Here is a 21,470-nt window from a genome sequence, read left to right on the forward strand (position 1 = left end):
AAATCCTTCATTTTGCTCTTGCATTATCGCCGATTTTGTTGTATTATTAATAGTGTATTGGCAGACTCAGGAAAGCTATCAGCAGGAGCTGCCGGCAGCTTCTTTGAAGGAGGAAAAAAAGTGAAACTCGTTTCTGTAGTAGTTCCGTGCTATAATGAGCAGGAAGTGCTCCCAATGTTCTATGAGGAGATCACCAAGGTGACAGGGCAGATGTCAAAGGACTTTCCCGAGCTCACCTTTGAATACCTGTTCATCAACGACGGCTCAAAGGATACTACCCTTGATATACTGCGCTCTCTCGCCGACAGGGATCAGCGCGTGAGATATATTTCGTTCTCAAGAAATTTCGGCAAGGAGTCGGGTATGTACGCAGGTCTGAAAAACGCCAGGGGCGACTATGTTGTCGTAATGGACGCCGACCTCCAGCACCCCCCGTCATTCCTGCCCCAGATGTACAGCTATGTCCGCAACGGCGAATACGACTGCGCCACCACACGCCGCGTCAGCCGCAAGGGCGAGTCAAAGGTACGTTCATGGTTCGCAAGGCTGTTCTACAAGATAATGAACAAGATCTCTCAGACCGAGATCGTTGACGGCGCTCAGGACTTCCGCTTCATGAGCCGCCAGATGGTGGACGCCATCCTGGATATGACCGAGTACAACAGATTTTCAAAGGGCATATTCAGCTGGGTAGGCTTCAATACCAGATACATCGAATACGAAAACGTGGAGCGTCCCGCAGGCACCTCATCATGGTCATTCTGGGGACTGTTCAAATACTCCCTCGAAGGCATCATGGCTTTCTCAACAGCTCCTCTGGCTATCGCCTCGCTGCTGGGAATTATCACCTGCTTCATCGCCTTCGTGCTCATCGTCATCACCATTATCCGTTCTATCTTCGGCTGGCTCAACGCCCCCGACGGATACCCAACAATGCTGTGCCTCATATTCCTGTTCAGCGGTCTTCAGCTGTTCAGCGTGGGAATACTGGGTCAGTACCTTTCAAAGACATACCTTGAGACGAAAAATCGTCCCATATACATAACCAAGGAGACCGAGGACATCTACCGCCAGCGCAAGGCTGAGGCTCAGAAGCCTTCTTCGGAGCAGTCCTCCGCCGACAGCGAAAAGAAGTAACGGAGGAGGTGCGGAGACATTGAATAAGCACATGAGACTTGTAGTCTCCGTACTTTTCATAGTCATAATTGTCCTTGCCATTGCGATAACAAGGTTCTATTCGGGTGCCGACAGGAACAGCGGCGGCGGCGGCAATGCCCCCGCTATCGAGAAAAAACTGGACACCGACAGCTCAGGCAACCGTATCTTTCAGGACGCCTCGGGGCTCTGCGGCATAATCGACACCAGCGACAGAGTCGTGGTCTCTCCCGAATGGCAGGAGCTGAGATTCACGGAAGCAGCCGATGTGTGCATCGCCTCAAAGCTTATCCGCGGCAAAGAGCTGTTCGGCTGCATAGACTTTGACGGCAATATCACGATACCTTTCGTGTATTCGTCCATAGAGAGGATAAGGTCGGCAGGCTGCACCCTCTATTTTGCACATACCTCGGATAAAAACCTGACCGTTGTATACGACAAAGACTTCACTCCCTGCTTCTCAAGAGCCTGGGACAGCTGCAAGGCTGAAAGCGGAAGTCTCATACTTACCTCGGGCAGCGGCACATACAGCTATTCCGTCACCGACAAGGGAATGGTCTTCAAGCACGCCTCCATCGGCGGAAGCGCCCTCGGAAGCAGCTACAGCCTTGAAGTTTCAAGCAGACTGCTGCTGGAAAAGCTGTCCGTCTCAATGCTGGAGCAGATGACGGAGTCCGTAGGGCATTATCTTGAATACGCCTATACCGGCGACAGCGAAGCACTCACGGCTGTAAAGTCAGCCCCCTCGGCGGTGTTCCTGACCATCTTTCCCGAGGAGCACGCGATAACCACGAAAAAGCTCACGGGCATTTCCGATATATTCGTATATTCGGTGCGCTCAGACGATAAAGAGCCCCACTTCGCCGTTTCCGTAACGGCGGATACCGCTCTCACCTACAGGAACGAAGCCAACAAGACCAAGCGCCTCCGCGGAAGCTATAAGGCTGTTGTGGAGTTCGCGGGCGGCTCCGCAGGAGAGCTCAGGGCTGTATCAGGCAGGTTCATACCCGATAAGCCCGATTATCCCGTTCCCGTACTGGATACAAAGTCCGGCAGTCAGCAGACCACCTCCGCTCCCGCAGCAGAAGGCACCACACAGAAGGGAAACGGCTGACGGACCTCATATAAATGTTACCATCTTTCAGATAAGGAGAATATATATGTCAAAGAAAGTTGCAGTTATCATGGGAAGCGACAGCGACTTCCCTGTTGTCAAGTCGGCTCTCACAGAGCTGAAAAAATACGGTGTCGAGTTCGAATGCCGCGTAATGAGCGCACACAGAACTCCCGCAGAGGCCTGCGAATTTGCTTCAAATGCAAGAGCAAACGGCTTCGGCGCTATCATCTGTGCCGCAGGCATGGCTGCTCACCTTGCAGGTGTAGTTGCAGGTCACACAACTCTGCCCGTTATCGGTATACCCATGAAGTCCAAGGCGCTTGAGGGCGTTGACGCTCTCCTGGCAACAGTTATGATGCCCCCCGGAGTACCCGTGGCTACAGTGGGCATCGACGGCGCAAAGAATGCCGCTGTACTGGCTGTACAGATGCTCGCCATCGCCGATGAGGAGCTGGCTGAAAAGCTGGCTGCCGAGAAGAAGGCTATGGCTGACGGCGTTATCGCAAAGGACAAGGCTCTGCAGGAGCAGATAGCCGCTCTCTGACACAAATAAGGAGGTATCACCATGACTCCGCAGGAAAGAAAAGCACGTTCCGAAAAGCTCATCACTGAAAAGGGCATAAGCATACTCCCCTCCCTCCCCATGACGGAGGAGGCTTCTCAGGTAAAGCTCAGGAGCCTCGACGAGGTCTGTGCAAGAGCTGTTGCAGCTCTGCTCTCTACTCAGTACGCCATTGAGCTCAATGAAGGTCATACAGCAGAGGCTGTAACCTTCGCAGGTCTTATGGCTCACTTCGGCGTCCAGCACAAGCTCAATGCCAAGGAAAACCGCCTTGTCAGCGGAAAGGCTTCACAGCAGGACATCACCGATGTGGTCTGGGAGTACGAATGCTGCTGGTCTCTGTTCTGGGCTCTGGGTCTGGTTGAGGACATCTCCGACGCCAGTCAGATATGCGACTGTTTGCAGTCCATACGCTTTGTTTCTCAGACCGAGGGCTTTGAGGACTTCAGAAGCAGGTGCACTCTCCGCAGCAAGGACGAGATACTGGATATGCTGGACCTCTATTACCGCTATCACTGGGCAGTTGTGCAGCATGAGCATATCGACCCCAACTGCTCCGTGGGAGACCTTAACGGTGAGGTGGTCTTTGAGCGCAGACGCGGTCTTGAATGGCTCATCAGCGACACCGATGACTGGTATGATATATCCCTTGATACATAATGAAAAATTTCGATACACTTTTATTCGACCTTGACGGTACTCTTACCGACTCCACCGAGGGCATACTGGGCTGCCTTGTCTATGCTATAGAGCGCATGGGCTTTGAGGTGCCCGAGGATACCAACAAGTTCCTGGGGCCGCCCATAAGGCAGTCCTTTGCCGAGTTTCTCGGCATGAACGGAGAACAGGTGGACGAGGCGGTAAGGATATTCCGCGAGAGGTACTCGGACACGGGGCTCTTTGAGAACCGCGTTTACGACGGCATAACCGGGATGCTGGAAAGACTTAAAAGCGGCGGCAAAAGACTTATGGTCGCCACCAGCAAGCCTCAGGTCTATGCGGTGCGCATATTTGAAAGGTTCAGTCTGGCTCAGTATTTTGAGATAGTGGGCGGTGCGGAGCTTGACGGCTCCCGTGACTACAAGGATCAGGTCATCGAATATGTTCTCGCAAAGGCAGGAATCACCGACAGGAGCTCGGTGCTCATGATCGGCGACCGCCGACAGGACGTTCTCGGCGCCCACAAGTCAGGTCTGAAATGTATGGGCATACTCTGGGGCTTCGGCTCCATGGAGGAGCTCACGCAGGCAGGCGCGGACTACATCGCCCGCACACCGCAGGAGGCAGCAGATATGCTGCTCTCATAACATGATACAGGGGGAAAATATTATGGCAAGACCGACTGTCAAAATTGACGATGAAAAAAATGAGCAGCGCTTCGAGTTCATATCTGAGCAGTGTTACTATGGTAACCCATATTTAGTGCTCGTGGACAAGGTCACAGGTGTTACCTATGCGACCGTGGGAGGAGACGGAAGGCTCACCCCTCTGCTTGACAAAGACGGCAAGCCTTACGTCGATCCGCGCTTCGGCAGCAGATAAACAGTTTCGGTAAAGGGGGAAAATGAAATGTTCGGCAATAAAAACCAACCTCAGCTTCCGCAGCGTTTTGAAATGCTGTCGGAACAGTACATAAGCACTTCCACATATGTAACTCTTGTGGACACAGTCACCGGCGTTACCTATGTGAGCGTAACACATTGTGGAGAATCTCCCACTATCATGCAGCCTCTCCTCGACAGGGACGGAAAGCCCTATATCGACCCGAGATACGGCGGCAGATAATTTTTCAAGCCTACAATTTCCGCAATGCTGCGGGATTGCATATATAATCATTTATATATCTCAAGGAGGAATTTTAAAATGTCAAACATCGAAAAGAAGGAACAGCTCTATGAAGGCAAGGCCAAGAAGGTCTATGCTACAAATGATCCCGACCTCGTGATCGTAGATTACAAGGACGACGCAACTGCGTTCAACGGTGAAAAGAAGGGCACTATCGCTGGCAAGGGCGTCATCAACAACAAGATGACAAACTTCATGTTCAAGATGCTCGAAAAGGAAGGCGTTCCCACACATCTGGTCGAGGAGATCAGCGACCGCGAGACTATTGTCAAGAAGGTCTCCATCGTTCCCCTTGAGGTCATCATCAGAAACGTCGCAGCAGGCAGCTTCTCAAAGAGAATGGGCGTTGAGGAAGGCAAGCAGCTCCTCTGTCCTATCCTTGAGTACAGCTACAAGAACGACGATCTGGGCGATCCCTTTATCAATGACTACTATGCACTGGCTCTCGGCATTGCTACAAAGGAAGAGCTGGATACTATCGCCAAGTATGCTTTCAAGGTAAATGAGTTCATGGTAAAGTTCTTCAAGGGTCTCAATATCGACCTCATCGACTTCAAGATCGAGTTCGGTAAGACATCCGACGGAACTATCATCCTGGCTGACGAGATCTCTCCCGACACCTGCCGCTTCTGGGATTCCACAACTCACGAGAAGCTGGACAAGGACCGCTTCCGCAGAGATATGGGCGGCGTTGAAGAAGCTTACCAGGAAATCATGAAGAGACTTATGGGAGAATAATATATGGGCGGTTTTTTTGGTGCAGCCTCTAAGAATGACTGCGTTACCGACGTATTTTTCGGAACAGACTATCATTCACATCTCGGTACAAGAAGAGGCGGTATGACCTCCTATTCCGAGGAAAACGGTTTCCAGAGAAATATCCACAGCATCGAGAATTCTCCCTTCCGTACAAAGTTCGAGAATGACGTTGTGAATATGAGGGGCAAGCTCTGTATCGGCTGTATCAGCGATACAGACCCCCAGCCTATCCTGGTGCGCTCAAAGCTTGGTCTCTATGCAGTATGTTCAGTGGGCATAATCCGCAATGCGGACGCTCTCGTGAACGAGCTCCTTGAAAAGGGCTGCGCCAACTTTGAGGCAATGAGCAGCGGAAACATCAACTCCGGCGACCTCATCGGCGCTCTTATCGCCCAGAAGGACAGCTTCGTGGACGGTATCCGCTATGCACAGGAAAAGATTGAGGGAACTATGTCCCTTATCATACTTACAAAGACCAGTATCATCGCTGCAAGAGATCAGTACGGAAGACTTCCCATAATCATCGGAAAGAGAAGCGACGGCTTCTGCCTTTCAACAGAGTCATTTGCCTTCCAGAAGCTGGGCTATACCACACATAAAGAGCTTCAGGCAGGCGAGATCGTTGAGCTCACAGCCGATGACTGCAGGACCATCGCTGAGGGCGATCCCTCAAAGATGAAGATATGCACCTTCCTCTGGACCTACTACGGCTATCCCAATGCTGTATATGAGGGCGTAAACGTAGAGGTGATGCGTACACGCAACGGCGAGATCATGGCTGAGAACGACATCAAGAACGGCAGGCTCCCCGATGTTGACTATATCTGCGGCGTTCCCGATTCGGGTACCCCCCATGCTATCGGCTATGCCAACAGGAGCGGTATACCCTTCGCAAGACCATTCATCAAGTATACCCCCACATGGCCCAGAAGCTTCATGCCCACCAACCAGAGCATGAGAAACCAGGTGGCAAAGATGAAGCTCATTCCCGTTCATGACCTTATAAACGGCAAGAAGCTCCTCTTTGTCGATGACAGTATCGTAAGAGGCACACAGATGAGAGAGACAGTAGAGTTCCTCTATGAGCACGGCGCCAAGGAAGTACATATGCGCTCTGCCTGTCCCCCTATCATGTACGGCTGCAAGTACCTCAACTTCTCACGCAGCACCTCCGAGATGGAGCTCATCGCACGCCAGATAATCGACGAATTTGAAGGTCCCGTGGGCGTGAGACACATCGAGGAATACAGCAACTCTGCAACAGAGAGAGGCCGCAGGCTCAGAGATGAGATCTGCAAGAGGCTCCGCCTCACCTCACTTGAGTTCCAGACACTTGAGGGCACAGAAAAGGCTGTGGGACTTGACTCCTGCGGACTCTGCACCTACTGCTGGAACGGCAAAGAATAATCAATGTAACCGACTGTAGGGGCTGGCGTCCTCGACAGCCCGTAGAATATATACGCTTTGCGGGACGTCGAGGACGCCGTCCCCTACACTTATGTCATGGAGGTAGATCAATGAACAACAGTTTTTCCGAAAGCTACAAGAAGGCAGGCGTTGACGTTACCGCAGGCTATAAGTCTGTGGAGCTCATGAAGCAGCACATCGCCCGCACTATGATCCCCGGCGCCCTTTCCGGTATAGGCGGCTTCGGCGGTCTCTTTGAGCTTGACCTTACAGGTATAAGCAAGCCCGTTCTCGTTTCGGGTACAGACGGCGTAGGTACAAAGATCAAGCTGGCTTTCATCATGGACAAGCATGACACAGTCGGCATCGACTGCGTTGCAATGTGCGTCAACGATATAATCTGCTGCGGCGCAAAGCCCCAGTTCTTCCTTGACTATATCGCCTGCGGCAAGAACTTCCCCGAGAAGATCGCTACCATAGTTTCAGGCGTTGCAGAGGGCTGCGTTCAGGCACAGTGCGCTCTCATCGGCGGCGAGACCGCAGAACACCCCGGTCTTATGCCTGAGGACGAATATGACCTTGCAGGCTTCTCCGTCGGCGTTGTTGATAAGGACAAGATCCTCCAGCCCGACACACAGAAGGCAGGCGACGTTCTCATCGCTATCAAGTCAAGCGGCGTTCACTCAAACGGCTTCTCACTGGTAAGAAGAGTGTTCGACGTAAACGAGCAGAATCTCGCAATGCACTTCGATGACCTGGGAACTACCCTGGGCGAGTGCCTGCTGACTCCTACACGCATCTATGTAAAGGCTGTAATGAGACTCCTGGACAGCGTTAAGGTAAAGTCTATATCACATATCACAGGCGGCGGCTTCTATGAGAATATCCCCCGCTCGCTCCCGAAAAATCTCGCTGCAAAGATCGAGAGGAACGCTGTTCAGGTGCTCCCCATCTTCGACCTCATCCAGAGAACAGGCGATATTCCCGAGAGAGATATGTTCAATACATTCAACATGGGCGTCGGCATGATCGTCTCTGTTGACAAGAATGACGCAGATAAGGCTGTTGCCGCTATCAAGGCAGCAGGCGAGGACGCTTATGTGCTCGGCGAACTTGTTGAGTCAGAGGAAGGCGTTATCATCTGCTGATGGAATAATCAAAGCTGTTATCATTGCAAAAGCCGCATCAGTATTCGGATCATGAGCCGTATCAGTTTCTATTGTTCAGAGATAAGGGGATCCGGGATAATTTTTACAGGCGGTGATGTATATGAAATTACGCAGATCGGCAGCCGCGGGTATGCTCCTTGCAGTCCTTGCGGCTATGCCCCTTTATGGCGGCGCAGCTGCGGACATACCTATGGACTATAACTCAGACGGCGTTGTGGACTCGCTGGACATGATAGCCGCAAGAAAAGACAGCGAGATCTCAAGGGCAGAGCTGAACGCTCTCCAGAAGTTCCTGCTGGGCGTGAACGGCAAGATACCCACAGAGTTCACCATTCCCGACTATCCCATCGACGAGAGCTGTATCCTTGAACCCAAGGGCACCGTCCACACGGGCGAGGGCACCTTCTACGGCGGCGGATATACAGGCGGTCACGCTATGCTTGACCCCGTTTCCCGTGATTACTGGATAGTCGCTATGAACCACGCCGACTACAATGAGGCTCAGCTTGCAGGCGCCTACTTAGAGGTCACAGGCGAGCTGGGTACCATCAAAATGCTGGTTACAGACGAGCTTCCCGAGGGCAAAAAGGGAGACCTTGACCTGTACACGGACGCCTTCCCCCTCATCGCACCCGTTGAGAAGGGCAGAGTTCCCGTGAGCTGGAAGATAATCCCTCTTGACTCTGCGGAGAATGCTCCCATTTCATTCAAATACAAAGAGGGCAGCACGGAATTCTGGTGCGGAGTTCAGGTACGCAACCACCGCTACCCCATCACAAAGCTGGAATACCTTGACGAAAACGGCGAATTCGTGGAGATCCCCCGCCGTCCGTACAATTACTTTGAGTCCCGCGATATGGGCAAGGGCCCTTTTACCTTCCGTATCACCGACATCTACGGACAGGTGGTGGTAGACGAGGATATACCGCTCTGCTACGACGATACCGTTATAATACAGGGACACGTCCAGTTCCCCGAATAATTATGAATGTAAAAAAGATAGATCTGATATGGGCAGCCGTTTCCATGTTCATCGTGGGCTTTTCCTTCTATCACGGCTGGCTGCTGTTCGGCTTCGTTCTCATTTATGTCCTTATGGCTGCTATCTTCACAGGTCATATAATGAAGATAAAAAAGAGCATCAGAAACACCGTCACCGTCTACGGTACGGTAAAGGACTACTTCGAGAAGGACAAGGGCAGGCACGTTTACCCCATACTCACTTATACCACCGAGGAGGGGCGCGATGTCACCTCCACCTATACGGTACAGGACAATAAAAAGCGCTATGACATCGGCAGCGAGGAGCTCATATGCTATGACCCCCAGGACCCCATGTTCTTCTATTTTGCAGGACGTGAGGAGGAGCTCACCAGAGACTATGTCCGATTTCTTTTCATAGGCGGAGTTCTGGCAGCTATAGTGCTTATCTTAGCCCTGGCAACGATGTAAACAGGAGGGACATATAATGAAGAATATAGTCGTGCTCGTTTCGGGCGGCGGCACCAATTTGCAGGCGCTCATCGACGCCGAGAAGTCCGGCATCATAAAGAATGGCAGGATAACCTGTGTCATTGCCTCAAAGGAAGGCGTGTATGCTCTTGAAAGAGCCAAGAACAACGATATTCCTACAAGAGTCATCCCCCGCAAGAACTACGCGGACAGCGTCAGCTACAGCAAGGCTATCCTTGAAGCTCTCAATGAGGAAAAGGCAGACCTTGTGGTGCTGGCAGGCTTTATGACAATTCTCGACAAGTGCGTTACCTCGGCTTATGCCTATAAGATAATAAACGTACACCCTGCACTTATCCCCTCTTTCTGCGGCGAGGGTTTCTACGGGCTCAAGGTCCACGAAGCGGCTCTTGCTTACGGTGTAAAGGTCAGCGGCGCTACCATACACTTTGTAAACGAGGAAGCTGACGCAGGCGCCATCATCCTTCAGGGTACGGTAAATGTGGAAAGGGACGATACTCCCGAGATACTCCAGCGCCGTATCATGGAAAACGTTGAGTGGAAGCTCCTTCCTCAGGCTGTATCCCTGTTCTGTCAGGACAGGATAGAGATAATCGGCGGAAAGGCTTATGTAAAGTAAGACTATGGCTAAAATAAGGGAATTATGGGAAAAACAGACCGTTCAGAAGCTGTTTCTCTGCTTCTGGATGTATGCGGTGCTGGGCTGGTGCTACGAGGTATTCCTCGAGGTAGTGGTCTACCGCTGGGGCTTCACCAACAGGGGCGAGATGTTCGGACCTTACTGTCCGATATACGGTGTGGGAGCTCTGCTGTTTCTGCTAAGCTTCGGCTGGCTTATGAAGAAAAAGGACGTGAAATGGCTGAATATAGTCAAACCGCTCCTGATTTTCCTGGGCTGTATGGCAGTGGCAACAGCTGTTGAGCTCGCCGCGACCTATATACTCGAATACACCAAGGGCTCATGGCCGTGGCAGACTTATTCACGGTACAAGTACAACTTCCAGGCGCGTATCGCCCTGAGCACCTCCGTCCGCTTCGGACTGGGAGGACTGCTGTTCATGTACATAGTACAGCCCTTGTTCGACAGGCTTCTCTCAAGACCGAAGCCCAAAACTATAAATATCATCGCAATAATCGTACTTATAATAGTCGTCACGGACTTTATCATCACCAAGGTCACAGGCTATACGCCTGTCCTTGCAGGCACCTGACGGCTGAGACTCACCAAAGCTATGAAAAAGATAAAGGAATTATTGGAAAAGCAGACCGTTCAGAAGCTGTTTCTCTGCTTCTGGATGTATGCGATACTGGGCTGGTGCTATGAGGTATTCCTCGAAGTAGTGGTCTATAAATGGGGTTTTACCAATCTTGGTATAATGTTCGGGCCCTATTGCCCGATATACGCCGTGGGAGCACTTCTGTTCCTGCTGTTCTTCGGACGGTTCATGAAAAAAGAAGGGGGCATTGCCCTTCAGGTATCACGTCCCTTCATAGTTTTCTTCGGCAGTATGGCTGTAGCTACGGCAGTTGAGCTGACAGGCACATACATACTGGAGTTCTTCACAGGCTCATGGCCCTGGAACACCTATGCGGACTATGATATAAACTTTCAGGCGAGGATAGCCCTGTCTCCCTCCCTGAGATTTGGCATGGGCGGACTGCTGTTTCTGTATTTCGTCCAGCCCTTCTACGACCGGCTTCTTTCAAAGCCAAAGCCGAAAACGCTCAATATCATTACAGCGGCTGTGCTTGTGACCGTCGTCACAGACTTTATACTGACGCTGATATTAAGATACTGATAAACAATTATCCGAAAGGAGTTATTATTATGAAAAAACTTGATCTTTCACAGGAGCTCAGCTCAAACGCTTACCCCGGCAGAGGTATCGTTATCGGTAAGTCTGAATGCGGCAAGTACGCCGTAACAGCTTACTTCATCATGGGCAGAAGCGAGAACAGCCGCAACCGCGTGTTCATCGAAGAGGGCAGAGGTATCCGTACAGAGGCTTTCGATCCTTCAAAGCTCACCGATCCCCACCTCATCATCTATGCTCCCGTAAGAGTTCTGGGCAACAAGCTCATTGTTACCAACGGCGACCAGACCGACACTATCTATGAGCTCATGGACAAGCAGTACACCTTCGAGCAGGCTCTCCGCACAAGAGAGTTCGAGGACGATGCTCCCAACTTCACCCCCCGTATCTCGGGTATACTCCGCTTCGGTGAGGAGGGCTTCAACTACGCAATGTCCATACTCAAGAGCGCTAACGGCAATCCAGACTCCTGTCAGAGATATACTTTCAGCTACACAAATCCCATCCCAGGCGAGGGACACTTCATCCATACCTATATGGGCGACGGTTCTCCCCTTCCCAGCTTTGAGGGCGAGCCCAAGCTGGTAGGCATCAGCGGAAATATCGATGAGTTCACAGATATGCTCTGGACAAGTCTCAACGCTGACAACAAGGTCTCTCTCTTTGTCCGCTATGTGAACCTTGAGGACAACTCCGAGGAGACACGCATCGTAAACAAGAACAAGTAATGCAGAACATCAAAAGATCTTTCGCAGCAATTCTCGCAGCGGCGCTGGTGGCGCTTACAGGGTGCAGTTCCCGAAAATCAGCGTCTTCTTCGCGTACCGAAGACCTGCCCGATACCCTTTCGGCTGAGGAAGTTGTGCTGCCTGATAATAAAGCTGCATACCGCTGTACTTCATATCAGTATGAAGGCGACGAACTGGTCTGCAAATACTATCAGGACTTCGACGACCATGATAACATCATCAGGTCGGAGACCGCCGGTGATCCCGAAAATATGGAGCTGACGAAGCTTTACAGCTATACCTATGACAAAAACGGCAATGTCACGGCAAAGACCCAGAGCTACACCGCCCCGCCGTCAACGGACAAGGACTATAACTTCCATGACCGGTTCTGTTACTATGACGACGGAACACTGAAATATCATGTCAATTACACCAAAGACAGGGATACGGAGCTGTGGAAAAAGAATTACCGCAAGGAATATGACAGCCACGGCAGCGAGGTGCTGTATATTTCCTATAACACCGACGGAAGTACCAACTATCGCAGCGAAACGCAATGCGAGTATGACAGCGGCGGTAATCTCACAAAGGAGACCTGGCACAGCGACGGTTCATCTCAGGTGACCGAATATACCTACGATGATGCAGGGAATATTCTCACCGCTGTAAGAACGGAATCCTCAGAGGATACGGACGAAAGCTTCGTATATAAGACCGAGTATGCTTACGACAGCAGGGGCAATCTCATAAAAGAAACTAAAACGGACCCGTATAACGAAACGGTCTCAACAGAGTATGAGTACGACGAAACGGACAGACTGATATATAAGGATATCATCTCTTCCGTATCAGATGTGCATACAACGTACAGATATGAGTACGAAAAAATATCCGGCTAATTATGAATTGATACAAGGAGGACATTATCATGTCAAATGAAATGCAGTTAAAGTATGGCTGTAACCCCAATCAGAAACCTTCAAGAGTCTATATGGCTGACGGCAGCGAGCTCCCTATCGAGGTGCTCTGCGGAAAGCCCGGCTATATCAACCTGCTTGACGCCTTCAACGGCTGGCAGCTGGTAAAGGAGCTGAAGGCTGCTACAGGTATGTGCGCAGCTACTTCATTCAAGCACGTTTCACCTGCGGGCGCTGCTATCGGCAGACCTCTCAGCGATGATCTCAAAAAGATCTACTGGGTAGACGATCTGGGTGAGCTCACTCCCCTTGCAAGCGCTTACGCAAGAGCAAGAGGCGCTGACAGAATGTCCTCTTACGGCGATTTCATCGCTCTCTCCGACAAGGTGGACGTTTGCACAGCAAAAATGATCCAGCGCGAGGTTTCCGACGGCGTTATCGCTCCCGACTACGATCCCGAGGCTCTTGAGATACTCAAGTCCAAGAGAAAGGGCACATACTGCATACTCAAAATGGACGAGAACTACAAGCCCGCTCCCATCGAGACAAAGCAGGTATACGGCGTTTCCTTCGAGCAGGGACGCAATGAGCTGAACATCAACCGTGAGCTCCTGGCTAACATCGTTACAGAGAACAAGGATATCCCCGACGATAAGAAGGACGACCTCCTTATCTCTCTCATCACACTCAAGTACACACAGTCCAACTCAGTCTGCTACGTCAAGGACGGACAGGCTATCGGTATCGGTGCAGGACAGCAGTCCCGTATCCACTGCACACGTCTGGCAGGTCAGAAGGCTGACAACTGGTGGCTGAGACAGTCTCCCCAGGTAATGGGGCTCCAGTTCGTTGACGACATCCGCCGTGCAGACCGTGACAACGCTATCGACGTTTACATCGGCGACGAGTACGAGGACGTTCTCCGCGAGGGCGAGTGGCAGCGTATCTTCAAGGTAAAGCCTGCTGTATTCACCCGCGAGGAAAAGAAGGCATGGCTTGCCAAGAACACAGGCGTTTGCCTCGGTTCAGACGCATTCTTCCCCTTCGGCGACAACATCGAGAGAGCAAAGAAGTCAGGCGTTGAGTACATCGCAGAGCCCGGCGGTTCTATCCGTGACGACAACGTTATCGAGACCTGCAACAAGTACAATATCGCAATGGCATTCACAGGTATCCGCCTGTTCCACCACTAATAGACCATCAGCTGCGGTCAGGAATTGACCGCAGCTTTATACTATGGAGAATAATATGAAAAAACACAGACTTACGGCTGTCGCAGCTGCCTGTGCGTTACTTACGGCACTCTGCGGCTGTACTGACGGTAAAAGCGGCTCATCGGACAGCTCTCCCGTCTCATCAGACTTGGCTCCCGTCTCCGCAGAGGCTGTCACCGCACCGCAGGGCAGCGCCGATTACAGCGACGGCACCTACAGCGGAGAGGGCTTCTCGCTCTATGCGGACCCTGCTATCTGGGAGTACACAGGCGGCAAGGAGGACTCGCCCTGCGACCTTCAGCTCCGGTCAGGGGGCGGCGCCAATACCTGCGGCGTCAGCGTATATATCTCTGACGATGACCACGGCGGAAAGAGCGCGCAGGACATCGTCATGAACGCCGATGACGAGAGAATAGTCTATACAGGCGCCCTGGCTACCACCGCTCTCACCTTCTATTATTATGAGTGGGCTATCGACGAGGAAAAGCACGGCAGGACCTACTTCGGGGACTATGGCGACAGCTACATCTGCGTCTATGCGGAGAGTCCCAACTTCGGCTATGTCGAAAGCAAGATAGCCGACCTTCTCGGCGGCATGACCCTTTCTGAAAACAGTAAATAAAGCTCTTGCAATATTGTCCCCGGTATGTTATACTATATTTATAGTTATAATTTGCAGAATTTTACCGCAAGTTATATTATTTCTGTAATGGAGGACAATATGAGCAGCTACCACTCGATCTCACTAAAAAAGCTTTATATCACCGCTGCTGTTTTCTGCGGAATATATATACTCGCATCCATACTCGCCTATATCCTGTCGGGTACTGTTTTCACAGCTGCTGCAAGCAGCAGCTTCGCGGCTTCTCACCCCGAAATGACAATATCGGGCAAATGCAAGGCTCTGCTGTGCATTACACAGATAGTATGGCTGCCCTTCGTCATATACATTTTCAGCTGCACGGGCTGGGCATTCTCTGCCAAGCGATGCAGACGCACACTCAAAGCCGCACCACTGCTGTGGATGCTCGGATTTATCGCCGAGCACGTCATAGCGCTCCTTATATCACACTCGTCACTGGCTAAGACCTATATTTCCGAAAGCTGGCTCATTCAGCGGACAGAGTATATCACCTTTTTCTTCGCTATCCTCCTTGTGGGAGCTCTGGTGCTTGTATGCACCGCCGCCGCACTGGGTATCGACGAAGACCGCCATGTAAAGCATCTAAAGTATAAATAAGGAGTAAAAAAATGCAGAAATCAAACGCACTAAGAGTCACACTACTTATATCCGCACTATGCTGTATCACAAAGATCGCACTGGATATATTCTTTATAATAGACACCCATCTTTCCTTCTACACCGCTGCACTCAGCAGCGACGGAGAAGCTTTTATGCCAACGGATATAAAGGTATTCCTGATAATCCTGTCCGTGTTTTCGGCGCTGCCCATAGGCATAATCGCCGCAGTGAACTACGTAAAGACCGACCTGCGGCGGAAACGTGGTATTTCTACCACAGTCACCGCAGGAATATTCTACTGTCTTTATATACTGGGCTCTGTCCTGACAGCAAGCTTGCTCAAGTATGTCATCGGCAGATTTTACGGCAGCAGTGAGCTTGCTCTCGCTGAAAAGATCTGCGTACGGCTCTGTACCACAAATTTTCTCGTCCACGCCGCCGCCGTAATGGTGTTCTGCTGCGCTGCGGTGGAGATATACGGCGGAAAGGCACCTGCCAAAGGAGCAAAACAATGAAAAAAGCGATCATCATAACAGGCGCTTTCGTTGCAGCTATCGCTGCGGGATCAGCAAGCTATATTTACCACAAAAACAGCTCTCCCGAAAAGCCCGCCGCCTCTTCAAAGGAAACAGCGGTCTTCAAGGAATTTGACAACGAATACATACATATCAAAGCCGGAAGCAATCATGAGGTCAGGGAAACTGACAGGAAATCCGACTCCCTGCTGATGGGCGTGACCGTTCAGTATAATGAAGACATCGATAAGAAAAGAGCTTCCGAGGTATTCGTCAATATAGGGATAACCGACTCAGGCAACTCTGAGGCAATGGAAAAAGGTGCGGAAACCGCTTATAATTCAAGAGCAAAAGACCCCGATACCTACTTTTCCGTTACCAGGGATAAAAAAGAGATCTTCGGATATGAGGCTGAACACGTCTATTATGAAGCCTCTATCCCGCCAGATACGCCAAGGTTCGGCAGAGACCAGTACAGCTTTATAAAGGACGGTCACACATACTATATCAACGTCGTCTTCCAGAAGGACAGAGACGAGGCAGAAGTACAGGAAATGCTTGACGGCATTACCATAAAATAAAAGGATAAATAACTATTTACATACAGGAGGATTTTCCCAATGAAGAACGTTTTAGTAGTCGGCGGAGGCGGCCGTGAACACGCCATCATCATGAAGCTGGCAGAGAGCCCCAAGGTAGGCAAGCTCTACTGCACTCCCGGAAACGGCGGTATCTCAAAGTATGCCGAGTGCTTCAATGTCAGCGCGACCGATGTTGACGGTGTTGTTGCCCTTGCCAAGGAGCTCAGACCCGATATGGTTGTGGTAGCTCCCGACGATCCGCTGGTGCTGGGCATGGTGGACGCACTTCAGGCAGAGGGCTTCATGACCTTCGGTCCCAAGGCAAATGCTGCTATCATCGAGGGCTCAAAGGTGTTCTCAAAGGAGCTCATGAAGAAGTACAATATCCCCACCGCCTTCTATGAGGTGTTCACAGAGTCCGACAAGGCTATCGCTTATCTCAAGGAGCAGAACAGCTATCCCGCAGTCATCAAGGCTGACGGTCTGGCTCTCGGAAAGGGCGTTATCATCGCTCAGAACGAGGAGGAGGCTGTTGCAGCTGTTCATGAGATGATCGACGAGCTCAAGTTCGGCAAGAGCTCGGCAAGAATCGTTATCGAGGAGTTCCTCACAGGTCCCGAGGTGTCTGTGCTCAGCTTCACTGACGGCAAGACTATGGTACCCATGATCTCATCTATGGATCACAAGCGAGCTCTGGACGGCGACAAGGGTCTCAATACAGGCGGTATGGGAACTGTTTCCCCCAACCCCTGCTACACAGAGGACCTGGCTAAGGAGTGCATGGAGAAGATATTCATTCCCACTATGAACGCTATGAACGCTGAGGGACGCACCTTCGAGGGCTGTCTCTACTTCGGTCTCATGATGACACCCAAGGGTCCCAAGGTGATCGAGTACAACTGCCGCTTCGGTGATCCCGAGACACAGGTAGTTCTCCCCATGCTGGACGCCGATCTCTATGACATCTTTGAGGCTATCTACAACCATGAGCTTGACAAGGTCGATATAAAGTGGCATAAGGGCAGCTGCGCCTGCGTAGTAATGGCAAGCGGCGGCTATCCCGAAAGCTATCCCAAGGGCATAAAGATGAACGGCTTCGACGACAAGGGTCAGGTTGAGGGCTGCTTCGTTTATCACGCAGGCACAAAGCTCAGCGATAACGGAGACTTCCTCACCAACGGCGGCAGAGTCATCGGCGTTACTGCCAAGGGCGATACCCTTCAGGCTGCTCTCGACAAGGCTTATGAGGGCGTTTCAAAAATAAGCTTCGAGGGCGCTCACTACAGAAAAGACATCGGACAGAGAGCACTGAAGGCTCTCGGTTAAGGAGTTTCATATGCACGAACGGTTCAATAAAGGGCTGAAAAGCTGTATGATCGGGAACCTGATGTTTCTGGCATTCAGCGTGATCTGCCTGATCTATTATAAGATCTATTCCCCTGATTCGGCAATATCAAAGATACTTGAAATAAGCGCCTATGCCTGTGAATTCGGCGGATTTGCCATGCTCCTGTGGGGCGACTGGCTCGTCTCATCATCAATAAGGTTCAGGAATATAATGAAGCTTTTCTTCTCACTGTATATAGCCCTGGAATCAGTTATGATGATACTTGAGCTCAATTCCTACAAATTCGATTTCTACAAGCCCTATTCACTTGTTCTTGCAATAACTCATGCAGTTGTCTCGGGACTGGTCTGCCTTACGTTCCTCCAGCTTGACCCCGACAATAAAAAGCTGGAGATCACAGTTATATTATGTACAGCAATTATTTTCGTAGGTATGCTGGGCAATATCATGGGACTCAGAATATACTTCAGTATCATGATAAACGCCATTGCCTATGCTGTCCTGTTCTATCTGCTCCGCAGGCTTGTTCTTCGTGACGAGATGGAAGTGGACTGCCACGGCGACCGCGCCCGCGTTGCGGAATATAAAAGTACATTTTTCGATGAATGATAAAAGCTCCATACAAATGTGGTGCTGATATAAAAGTTAAAGCCATAGTATTTCTGATGCAAGGTCAGAAGTACTATGGCTTTTTTATTTCAGAAGCGTTGGAATATTATATAAATCAAAATTTACATTTGTAGGGGACGGCGTCCTCGACGTCCCACAAAATTCGTATTATAGTGGTGACTATCATCCGCTCAACCAGGGGACGCCTTCTCTTACAAGGCGTCCCCTCTCCAAAAACAGTCCACCGGACTGTTTTTGGATTCACCCCTTGCGAGGCGCCTGACGTAATAAGGGGCTCTGCCCCTTGAACCCTGCCAGAGGCGCCGCCTCTGGACTCTGCCAAAGGAACACAGTCCCTTTGGAATCCCATTCATAGTTGCCGCAAGGTATTACAATAAATTTTGATTTATCTGAGCTAAGCACTAAGCACTGACAACTAACCACTAAATACTGTAACTTACACAAAAATCATTGACAAACCGCTCGTTTTAAGTTAAAATAGTAGTAAGGGGATCATTTTGTACCGGAAGGAGATTTTGCCAATGATTTCTATCAAGAACGATGACTTTTCCAATAATTATGAGCTCTTCGTTAAGCTCTGCTCTATGACTTCAGAACCCCTGAAGCTGGTAAACGAGAACTGTCAGGATATGATAGTCATGACCGCAGAAGCCTTCGACCGACGCAGGAAAATGCTCGATCTCCGTGAGAAACTCCTCGGAACAGACGGCGAGGATATGCTGAATGCAAAGTCTGAAGACTTTTCAAAGCTGGGAAATATCCTTAACGAACTGGAAAAAAACGAGGAATAATTTTGTAATAATGCGTTCACAAAGCCAATTCATAAATGAAAATCAGATGAAATCGGCAGCAAATTCCTTGACATAAGTCACACTATGCCATATAATATAGTCGTGGCACAGGGGGTGTGCCCGTGAAGCATTCTTACATGAAACAGGAGGATTATAAAAATGGGTGTATTTCAGAGATTAAGCGACCTTCTCAAGTCAAACGTAAACGACCTCATCGACAGAGCTGAGGATCCCGAGAAGATGGTAAAGCAGATCATTATCGATATGCAGACAGAGCTCACCAAGGCTACACAGAACTACGGCAAGGCTAAGGCAAGCGAGCGCCTTGCTGAAAAGAAATACCTTGAGGCTCAGAAGATCTCCTCTGACTGGGAGGCTAAGGCTAAAATGGCTCTCGCCAAGGGCGATCAGGAGCTGGCTAAGCAGGCTCTGGCAAGAAAGGTCAAGGCTGACGATGATCTCAATAACTATAAGGAAATGTACGAGTCTATCTCTGCCCAGACCGAGGCTATCGGCGACCAGGTAGAGGTTCTCAGAGCTAAGCTGGAAGAGGCTAAGAGCCGTCAGGCTATGCTCATCGCACGTTCTCAGATGGCTGATACAAAGAAGAACCTGGCTAAGGCGGCAGGCGGCTTCGACGGCAACTCATCTATGGAAAAGTTCCAGAAGATGGAAGAAAAGATCGAGCGCAAGGAAGCTGAAGCTGACGCTTTTACCGAGATCGCAGGCAATAACCTTGCAGGCGGTACCGGCGACGATCTGAGAGATTCATTCGAGAAGCTTGAGTCCGACGCTAAGGTTGACGCTGAGCTTCAGAGACTTATGGCTGAAATGAACGGAGGCGCTCCTGCACAGGACGCTGAGTGATAAGGCAAATCTAAGCAAAGGAATTTTATTATGAGCCGCAAGAACACAAATACCTATCCCGCAAAAAAAATGTTCAGAGATTCGCTGCCTGTACTGTGCGCGATATTTCTGGCGATCGTTTCCGTAGCATATATCCTCTTCCGCAGCTGGAGCAACAAGCTCTACTATGAGAAGTGGAAGGAATATGAGGATTGCGGTATCTGAATAAACATAAAGCTCTGACGTATTGAAAAATACCAATACAGAAGTTTAGCCCCTGAACGTTTCATGGCGTTCAGGGGCATTTTTATTATGATCAAGTTGAGAGTTTAGAGTTGAAAGTTGTAGAGTCGCCTGCGGCGACAATATTTAAATATTGTGAGCGAAGCGAACACATCAATTCTCTATTCTCAATTCTCCATTTCAGCGTATGCGCTGATTATTCCGTGTATTTCTTTTTCAGCTTCCTGAACCCTCTGATGCAGTATATGAATATGGAAACATACAATGCAAACACTCCCAGATATAAAACCGCCAGAAAAAGAAGTGTTGAGCGGTCCCAATTCATGGAATTAACGACGATCATATACATATTGGGCAGTATCCCCATGAAGAATATGATGAGCAGGGGCGTCATTCTGGTGAGTATCACCCTTTTCATCATGTCCAGCTTTGACTGAGGATCGCTGAATATCTCCATTTCTTCTTCGGAGAGCCCATCAGCGTTCCTGCGGAAATAATCAAAGCCCATTACCCTGCCGCAGTGCTCCCAGCCGTAGTCCGCGAACATCTTTATGTACTCGGGATAGTTTGTGTTATTGGCGGCATAGTCCAGCTTATATACCACGTTTTCGGGCTCACACTTTACAAAATGCTGAGAAAATCCCGATACTCTCTCAAGCTTCCAGCCCACGCTGTGCATTTTTGTGAGGTACTCCCCTTCCTTTTCGTAATCGGGAAGCAGAAACACCTTATGTGTAGTCATCCTTGCCTTGTCACTCATCTCATTTTCCTCCTATATTCCGGTATAAACGCCTGATACGGGCGATCTCTATCTCCAGTATCTCGTTTCCGAGTTCGGTTATCTTATAGAGCTTTCGCTTATCCTCCTCGCGGATAAACCTTATGAGCCCGTCCTTTTCCATTTTTGACAGGCTTCCGTACATAGTTCCCGCAGTTATGACCACTTCCCCGTCGGTCATTTCCTTTACCCTCTGGGTTATACTGTAGCCGTGCATCTCATCACGGAGACAGAACAGTATATAAAAGGCAGTTTCCGACATGGGGATGTAGACTCGTTTCAATCTGTCTGTCATGATTACCTCCCCAAATATATTTCGTCACGATGTATCG

General features: G+C 50.2%; 29 protein-coding genes. 27 read left to right on the plus strand and 2 right to left on the minus strand.

The genetic code is table 11. The annotated features are described in order from the left end of the window. Positions 1 to 120 precede the first annotated feature (120 nt). The 27 genes from T488_RS16730 (at position 121) to T488_RS19760 (ending at position 20,342) form a co-directional block, all read left to right on the plus strand. Positions 121 to 1,137, plus strand: a complete 1,017-nt coding sequence (locus T488_RS16730; RefSeq protein ID WP_037296806.1) for a glycosyltransferase — start codon at positions 121 to 123, stop codon at positions 1,135 to 1,137. A gap of 19 nt (positions 1,138 to 1,156) precedes the next feature. Next, positions 1,157 to 2,269, plus strand: a complete 1,113-nt coding sequence (locus T488_RS0101855) for a WG repeat-containing protein (RefSeq protein WP_037296809.1) — start codon at positions 1,157 to 1,159, stop codon at positions 2,267 to 2,269. A 46-nt stretch (positions 2,270 to 2,315) separates the two neighbouring features. After that, a complete protein-coding gene (gene purE / locus T488_RS0101860) occupies positions 2,316 to 2,816 on the plus strand; it encodes a 5-(carboxyamino)imidazole ribonucleotide mutase (RefSeq protein ID WP_028519326.1) in 501 nt (166 codons plus the stop codon). Positions 2,817 to 2,837: 21 nt separating this feature from the next. Continuing rightward, positions 2,838 to 3,494, plus strand: a complete 657-nt coding sequence (locus tag T488_RS0101865) for a DUF4272 domain-containing protein (protein WP_051536155.1) — start codon at positions 2,838 to 2,840, stop codon at positions 3,492 to 3,494. Then, positions 3,494 to 4,141, plus strand: a complete 648-nt coding sequence (locus tag T488_RS0101870; protein ID WP_028519328.1) for an HAD hydrolase-like protein — start codon at positions 3,494 to 3,496, stop codon at positions 4,139 to 4,141. The genes T488_RS0101865 and T488_RS0101870 overlap by 1 nt, the downstream gene beginning before the upstream one ends. Before the next feature lie 22 nt (positions 4,142 to 4,163). Continuing rightward, positions 4,164 to 4,376: a DUF6440 family protein gene (locus tag T488_RS0101875; protein ID WP_155267143.1), complete on the plus strand. Its 213-nt coding sequence runs from the start codon at positions 4,164 to 4,166 to the stop codon at positions 4,374 to 4,376. A gap of 27 nt (positions 4,377 to 4,403) precedes the next feature. After that, the gene (locus T488_RS16735) at positions 4,404 to 4,619 is read left to right on the plus strand and encodes a DUF6440 family protein (RefSeq protein WP_037296815.1); all 216 of its coding nucleotides are present in this window, start codon (positions 4,404 to 4,406) and stop codon (positions 4,617 to 4,619) included. Positions 4,620 to 4,697: 78 nt separating this feature from the next. After that, the gene (purC, locus tag T488_RS0101885; RefSeq protein ID WP_082320405.1) at positions 4,698 to 5,417 is read left to right on the plus strand and encodes a phosphoribosylaminoimidazolesuccinocarboxamide synthase; all 720 of its coding nucleotides are present in this window, start codon (positions 4,698 to 4,700) and stop codon (positions 5,415 to 5,417) included. A gap of 3 nt (positions 5,418 to 5,420) precedes the next feature. Next, on the plus strand, positions 5,421 to 6,845 hold the full coding sequence (locus tag T488_RS0101890) for an amidophosphoribosyltransferase (RefSeq protein WP_028519331.1): 1,425 nt from the start codon (positions 5,421 to 5,423) through the stop codon (positions 6,843 to 6,845). A gap of 110 nt (positions 6,846 to 6,955) precedes the next feature. Then, entirely contained in the window at positions 6,956 to 7,993 is a 1,038-nt protein-coding gene (purM, locus tag T488_RS0101895) for a phosphoribosylformylglycinamidine cyclo-ligase (protein ID WP_028519332.1), read from the plus strand. A 121-nt stretch (positions 7,994 to 8,114) separates the two neighbouring features. Continuing rightward, positions 8,115 to 8,996, plus strand: coding sequence for an expansin EXLX1 family cellulose-binding protein (locus tag T488_RS16740; RefSeq protein WP_028519333.1), 882 nt, complete (start codon positions 8,115 to 8,117; stop codon positions 8,994 to 8,996). A gap of 2 nt (positions 8,997 to 8,998) precedes the next feature. Further along, complete coding sequence (locus tag T488_RS0101905) at positions 8,999 to 9,466, plus strand: DUF3592 domain-containing protein (protein WP_028519334.1); 468 nt, start codon at positions 8,999 to 9,001, stop codon at positions 9,464 to 9,466. A 16-nt stretch (positions 9,467 to 9,482) separates the two neighbouring features. After that, positions 9,483 to 10,106 carry a phosphoribosylglycinamide formyltransferase gene (purN, locus tag T488_RS0101910; RefSeq protein WP_028519335.1) on the plus strand — a complete coding sequence of 208 codons (624 nt, stop codon included), beginning with the start codon at positions 9,483 to 9,485 and terminating at the stop codon, positions 10,104 to 10,106. Between the two features lie 4 nt (positions 10,107 to 10,110). Next, a complete protein-coding gene (locus T488_RS0101915; RefSeq protein ID WP_028519336.1) occupies positions 10,111 to 10,698 on the plus strand; it encodes a putative ABC transporter permease in 588 nt (195 codons plus the stop codon). Between the two features lie 21 nt (positions 10,699 to 10,719). After that, positions 10,720 to 11,286: a putative ABC transporter permease gene (locus T488_RS0101920; protein WP_028519337.1), complete on the plus strand. Its 567-nt coding sequence runs from the start codon at positions 10,720 to 10,722 to the stop codon at positions 11,284 to 11,286. Between the two features lie 29 nt (positions 11,287 to 11,315). Continuing rightward, the gene (locus T488_RS0101925; protein ID WP_028519338.1) at positions 11,316 to 12,029 is read left to right on the plus strand and encodes an IMP cyclohydrolase; all 714 of its coding nucleotides are present in this window, start codon (positions 11,316 to 11,318) and stop codon (positions 12,027 to 12,029) included. After that, the gene (locus T488_RS0101930) at positions 12,029 to 12,931 is read left to right on the plus strand and encodes a hypothetical protein (protein WP_028519339.1); all 903 of its coding nucleotides are present in this window, start codon (positions 12,029 to 12,031) and stop codon (positions 12,929 to 12,931) included. The genes T488_RS0101925 and T488_RS0101930 overlap by 1 nt, the downstream gene beginning before the upstream one ends. A gap of 29 nt (positions 12,932 to 12,960) precedes the next feature. Then, positions 12,961 to 14,142 (plus strand): phosphoribosylaminoimidazolecarboxamide formyltransferase, encoded by a 1,182-nt coding sequence (locus tag T488_RS0101935; RefSeq protein ID WP_028519340.1) that lies wholly within the window; start codon positions 12,961 to 12,963, stop codon positions 14,140 to 14,142. A gap of 55 nt (positions 14,143 to 14,197) precedes the next feature. Further along, the gene (locus T488_RS0101940) at positions 14,198 to 14,785 is read left to right on the plus strand and encodes a hypothetical protein (protein ID WP_028519341.1); all 588 of its coding nucleotides are present in this window, start codon (positions 14,198 to 14,200) and stop codon (positions 14,783 to 14,785) included. An 87-nt stretch (positions 14,786 to 14,872) separates the two neighbouring features. Beyond that, positions 14,873 to 15,403, plus strand: coding sequence for a hypothetical protein (locus T488_RS0101945; RefSeq protein ID WP_242838284.1), 531 nt, complete (start codon positions 14,873 to 14,875; stop codon positions 15,401 to 15,403). A gap of 11 nt (positions 15,404 to 15,414) precedes the next feature. Beyond that, a complete protein-coding gene (locus T488_RS0101950) occupies positions 15,415 to 15,921 on the plus strand; it encodes a hypothetical protein (RefSeq protein WP_028519343.1) in 507 nt (168 codons plus the stop codon). Next, positions 15,918 to 16,502, plus strand: coding sequence for a hypothetical protein (locus tag T488_RS0101955; RefSeq protein ID WP_028519344.1), 585 nt, complete (start codon positions 15,918 to 15,920; stop codon positions 16,500 to 16,502). The genes T488_RS0101950 and T488_RS0101955 overlap by 4 nt, the downstream gene beginning before the upstream one ends. Positions 16,503 to 16,541: 39 nt before the next feature. Further along, positions 16,542 to 17,828, plus strand: a complete 1,287-nt coding sequence (gene purD, locus T488_RS0101960) for a phosphoribosylamine--glycine ligase (protein ID WP_028519345.1) — start codon at positions 16,542 to 16,544, stop codon at positions 17,826 to 17,828. Between the two features lie 46 nt (positions 17,829 to 17,874). Beyond that, entirely contained in the window at positions 17,875 to 18,459 is a 585-nt protein-coding gene (locus tag T488_RS0101965; protein WP_242838285.1) for a hypothetical protein, read from the plus strand. 542 nt (positions 18,460 to 19,001) lie between these two features. Next, positions 19,002 to 19,271 carry a hypothetical protein gene (locus T488_RS16745; RefSeq protein ID WP_037296817.1) on the plus strand — a complete coding sequence of 90 codons (270 nt, stop codon included), beginning with the start codon at positions 19,002 to 19,004 and terminating at the stop codon, positions 19,269 to 19,271. A gap of 159 nt (positions 19,272 to 19,430) precedes the next feature. Continuing rightward, complete coding sequence (locus tag T488_RS0101975) at positions 19,431 to 20,138, plus strand: PspA/IM30 family protein (RefSeq protein WP_028519347.1); 708 nt, start codon at positions 19,431 to 19,433, stop codon at positions 20,136 to 20,138. A gap of 30 nt (positions 20,139 to 20,168) precedes the next feature. Continuing rightward, the gene (locus tag T488_RS19760) at positions 20,169 to 20,342 is read left to right on the plus strand and encodes a hypothetical protein (protein ID WP_196243254.1); all 174 of its coding nucleotides are present in this window, start codon (positions 20,169 to 20,171) and stop codon (positions 20,340 to 20,342) included. Between the two features lie 214 nt (positions 20,343 to 20,556). Here the strand turns inward: T488_RS19760 and T488_RS16750 are convergent, their stop codons facing one another. Together T488_RS16750 and T488_RS0101990 are read right to left on the minus strand one after the other, a co-directional pair. Further along, complete coding sequence (locus T488_RS16750; protein ID WP_051536157.1) at positions 20,557 to 21,120, minus strand: DUF2812 domain-containing protein; 564 nt, start codon at positions 21,118 to 21,120, stop codon at positions 20,557 to 20,559. A gap of 1 nt (position 21,121) precedes the next feature. After that, entirely contained in the window at positions 21,122 to 21,433 is a 312-nt protein-coding gene (locus T488_RS0101990; RefSeq protein WP_028519348.1) for a PadR family transcriptional regulator, read from the minus strand. Between the last annotated feature and the right edge of the window lie 37 nt (positions 21,434 to 21,470).

Origin of the sequence: Ruminococcus flavefaciens ND2009 (assembly GCF_000621785.1) — a bacterium.
Lineage (GTDB): Bacteria > Bacillota > Clostridia > Oscillospirales > Ruminococcaceae > Ruminococcus > Ruminococcus flavefaciens_C.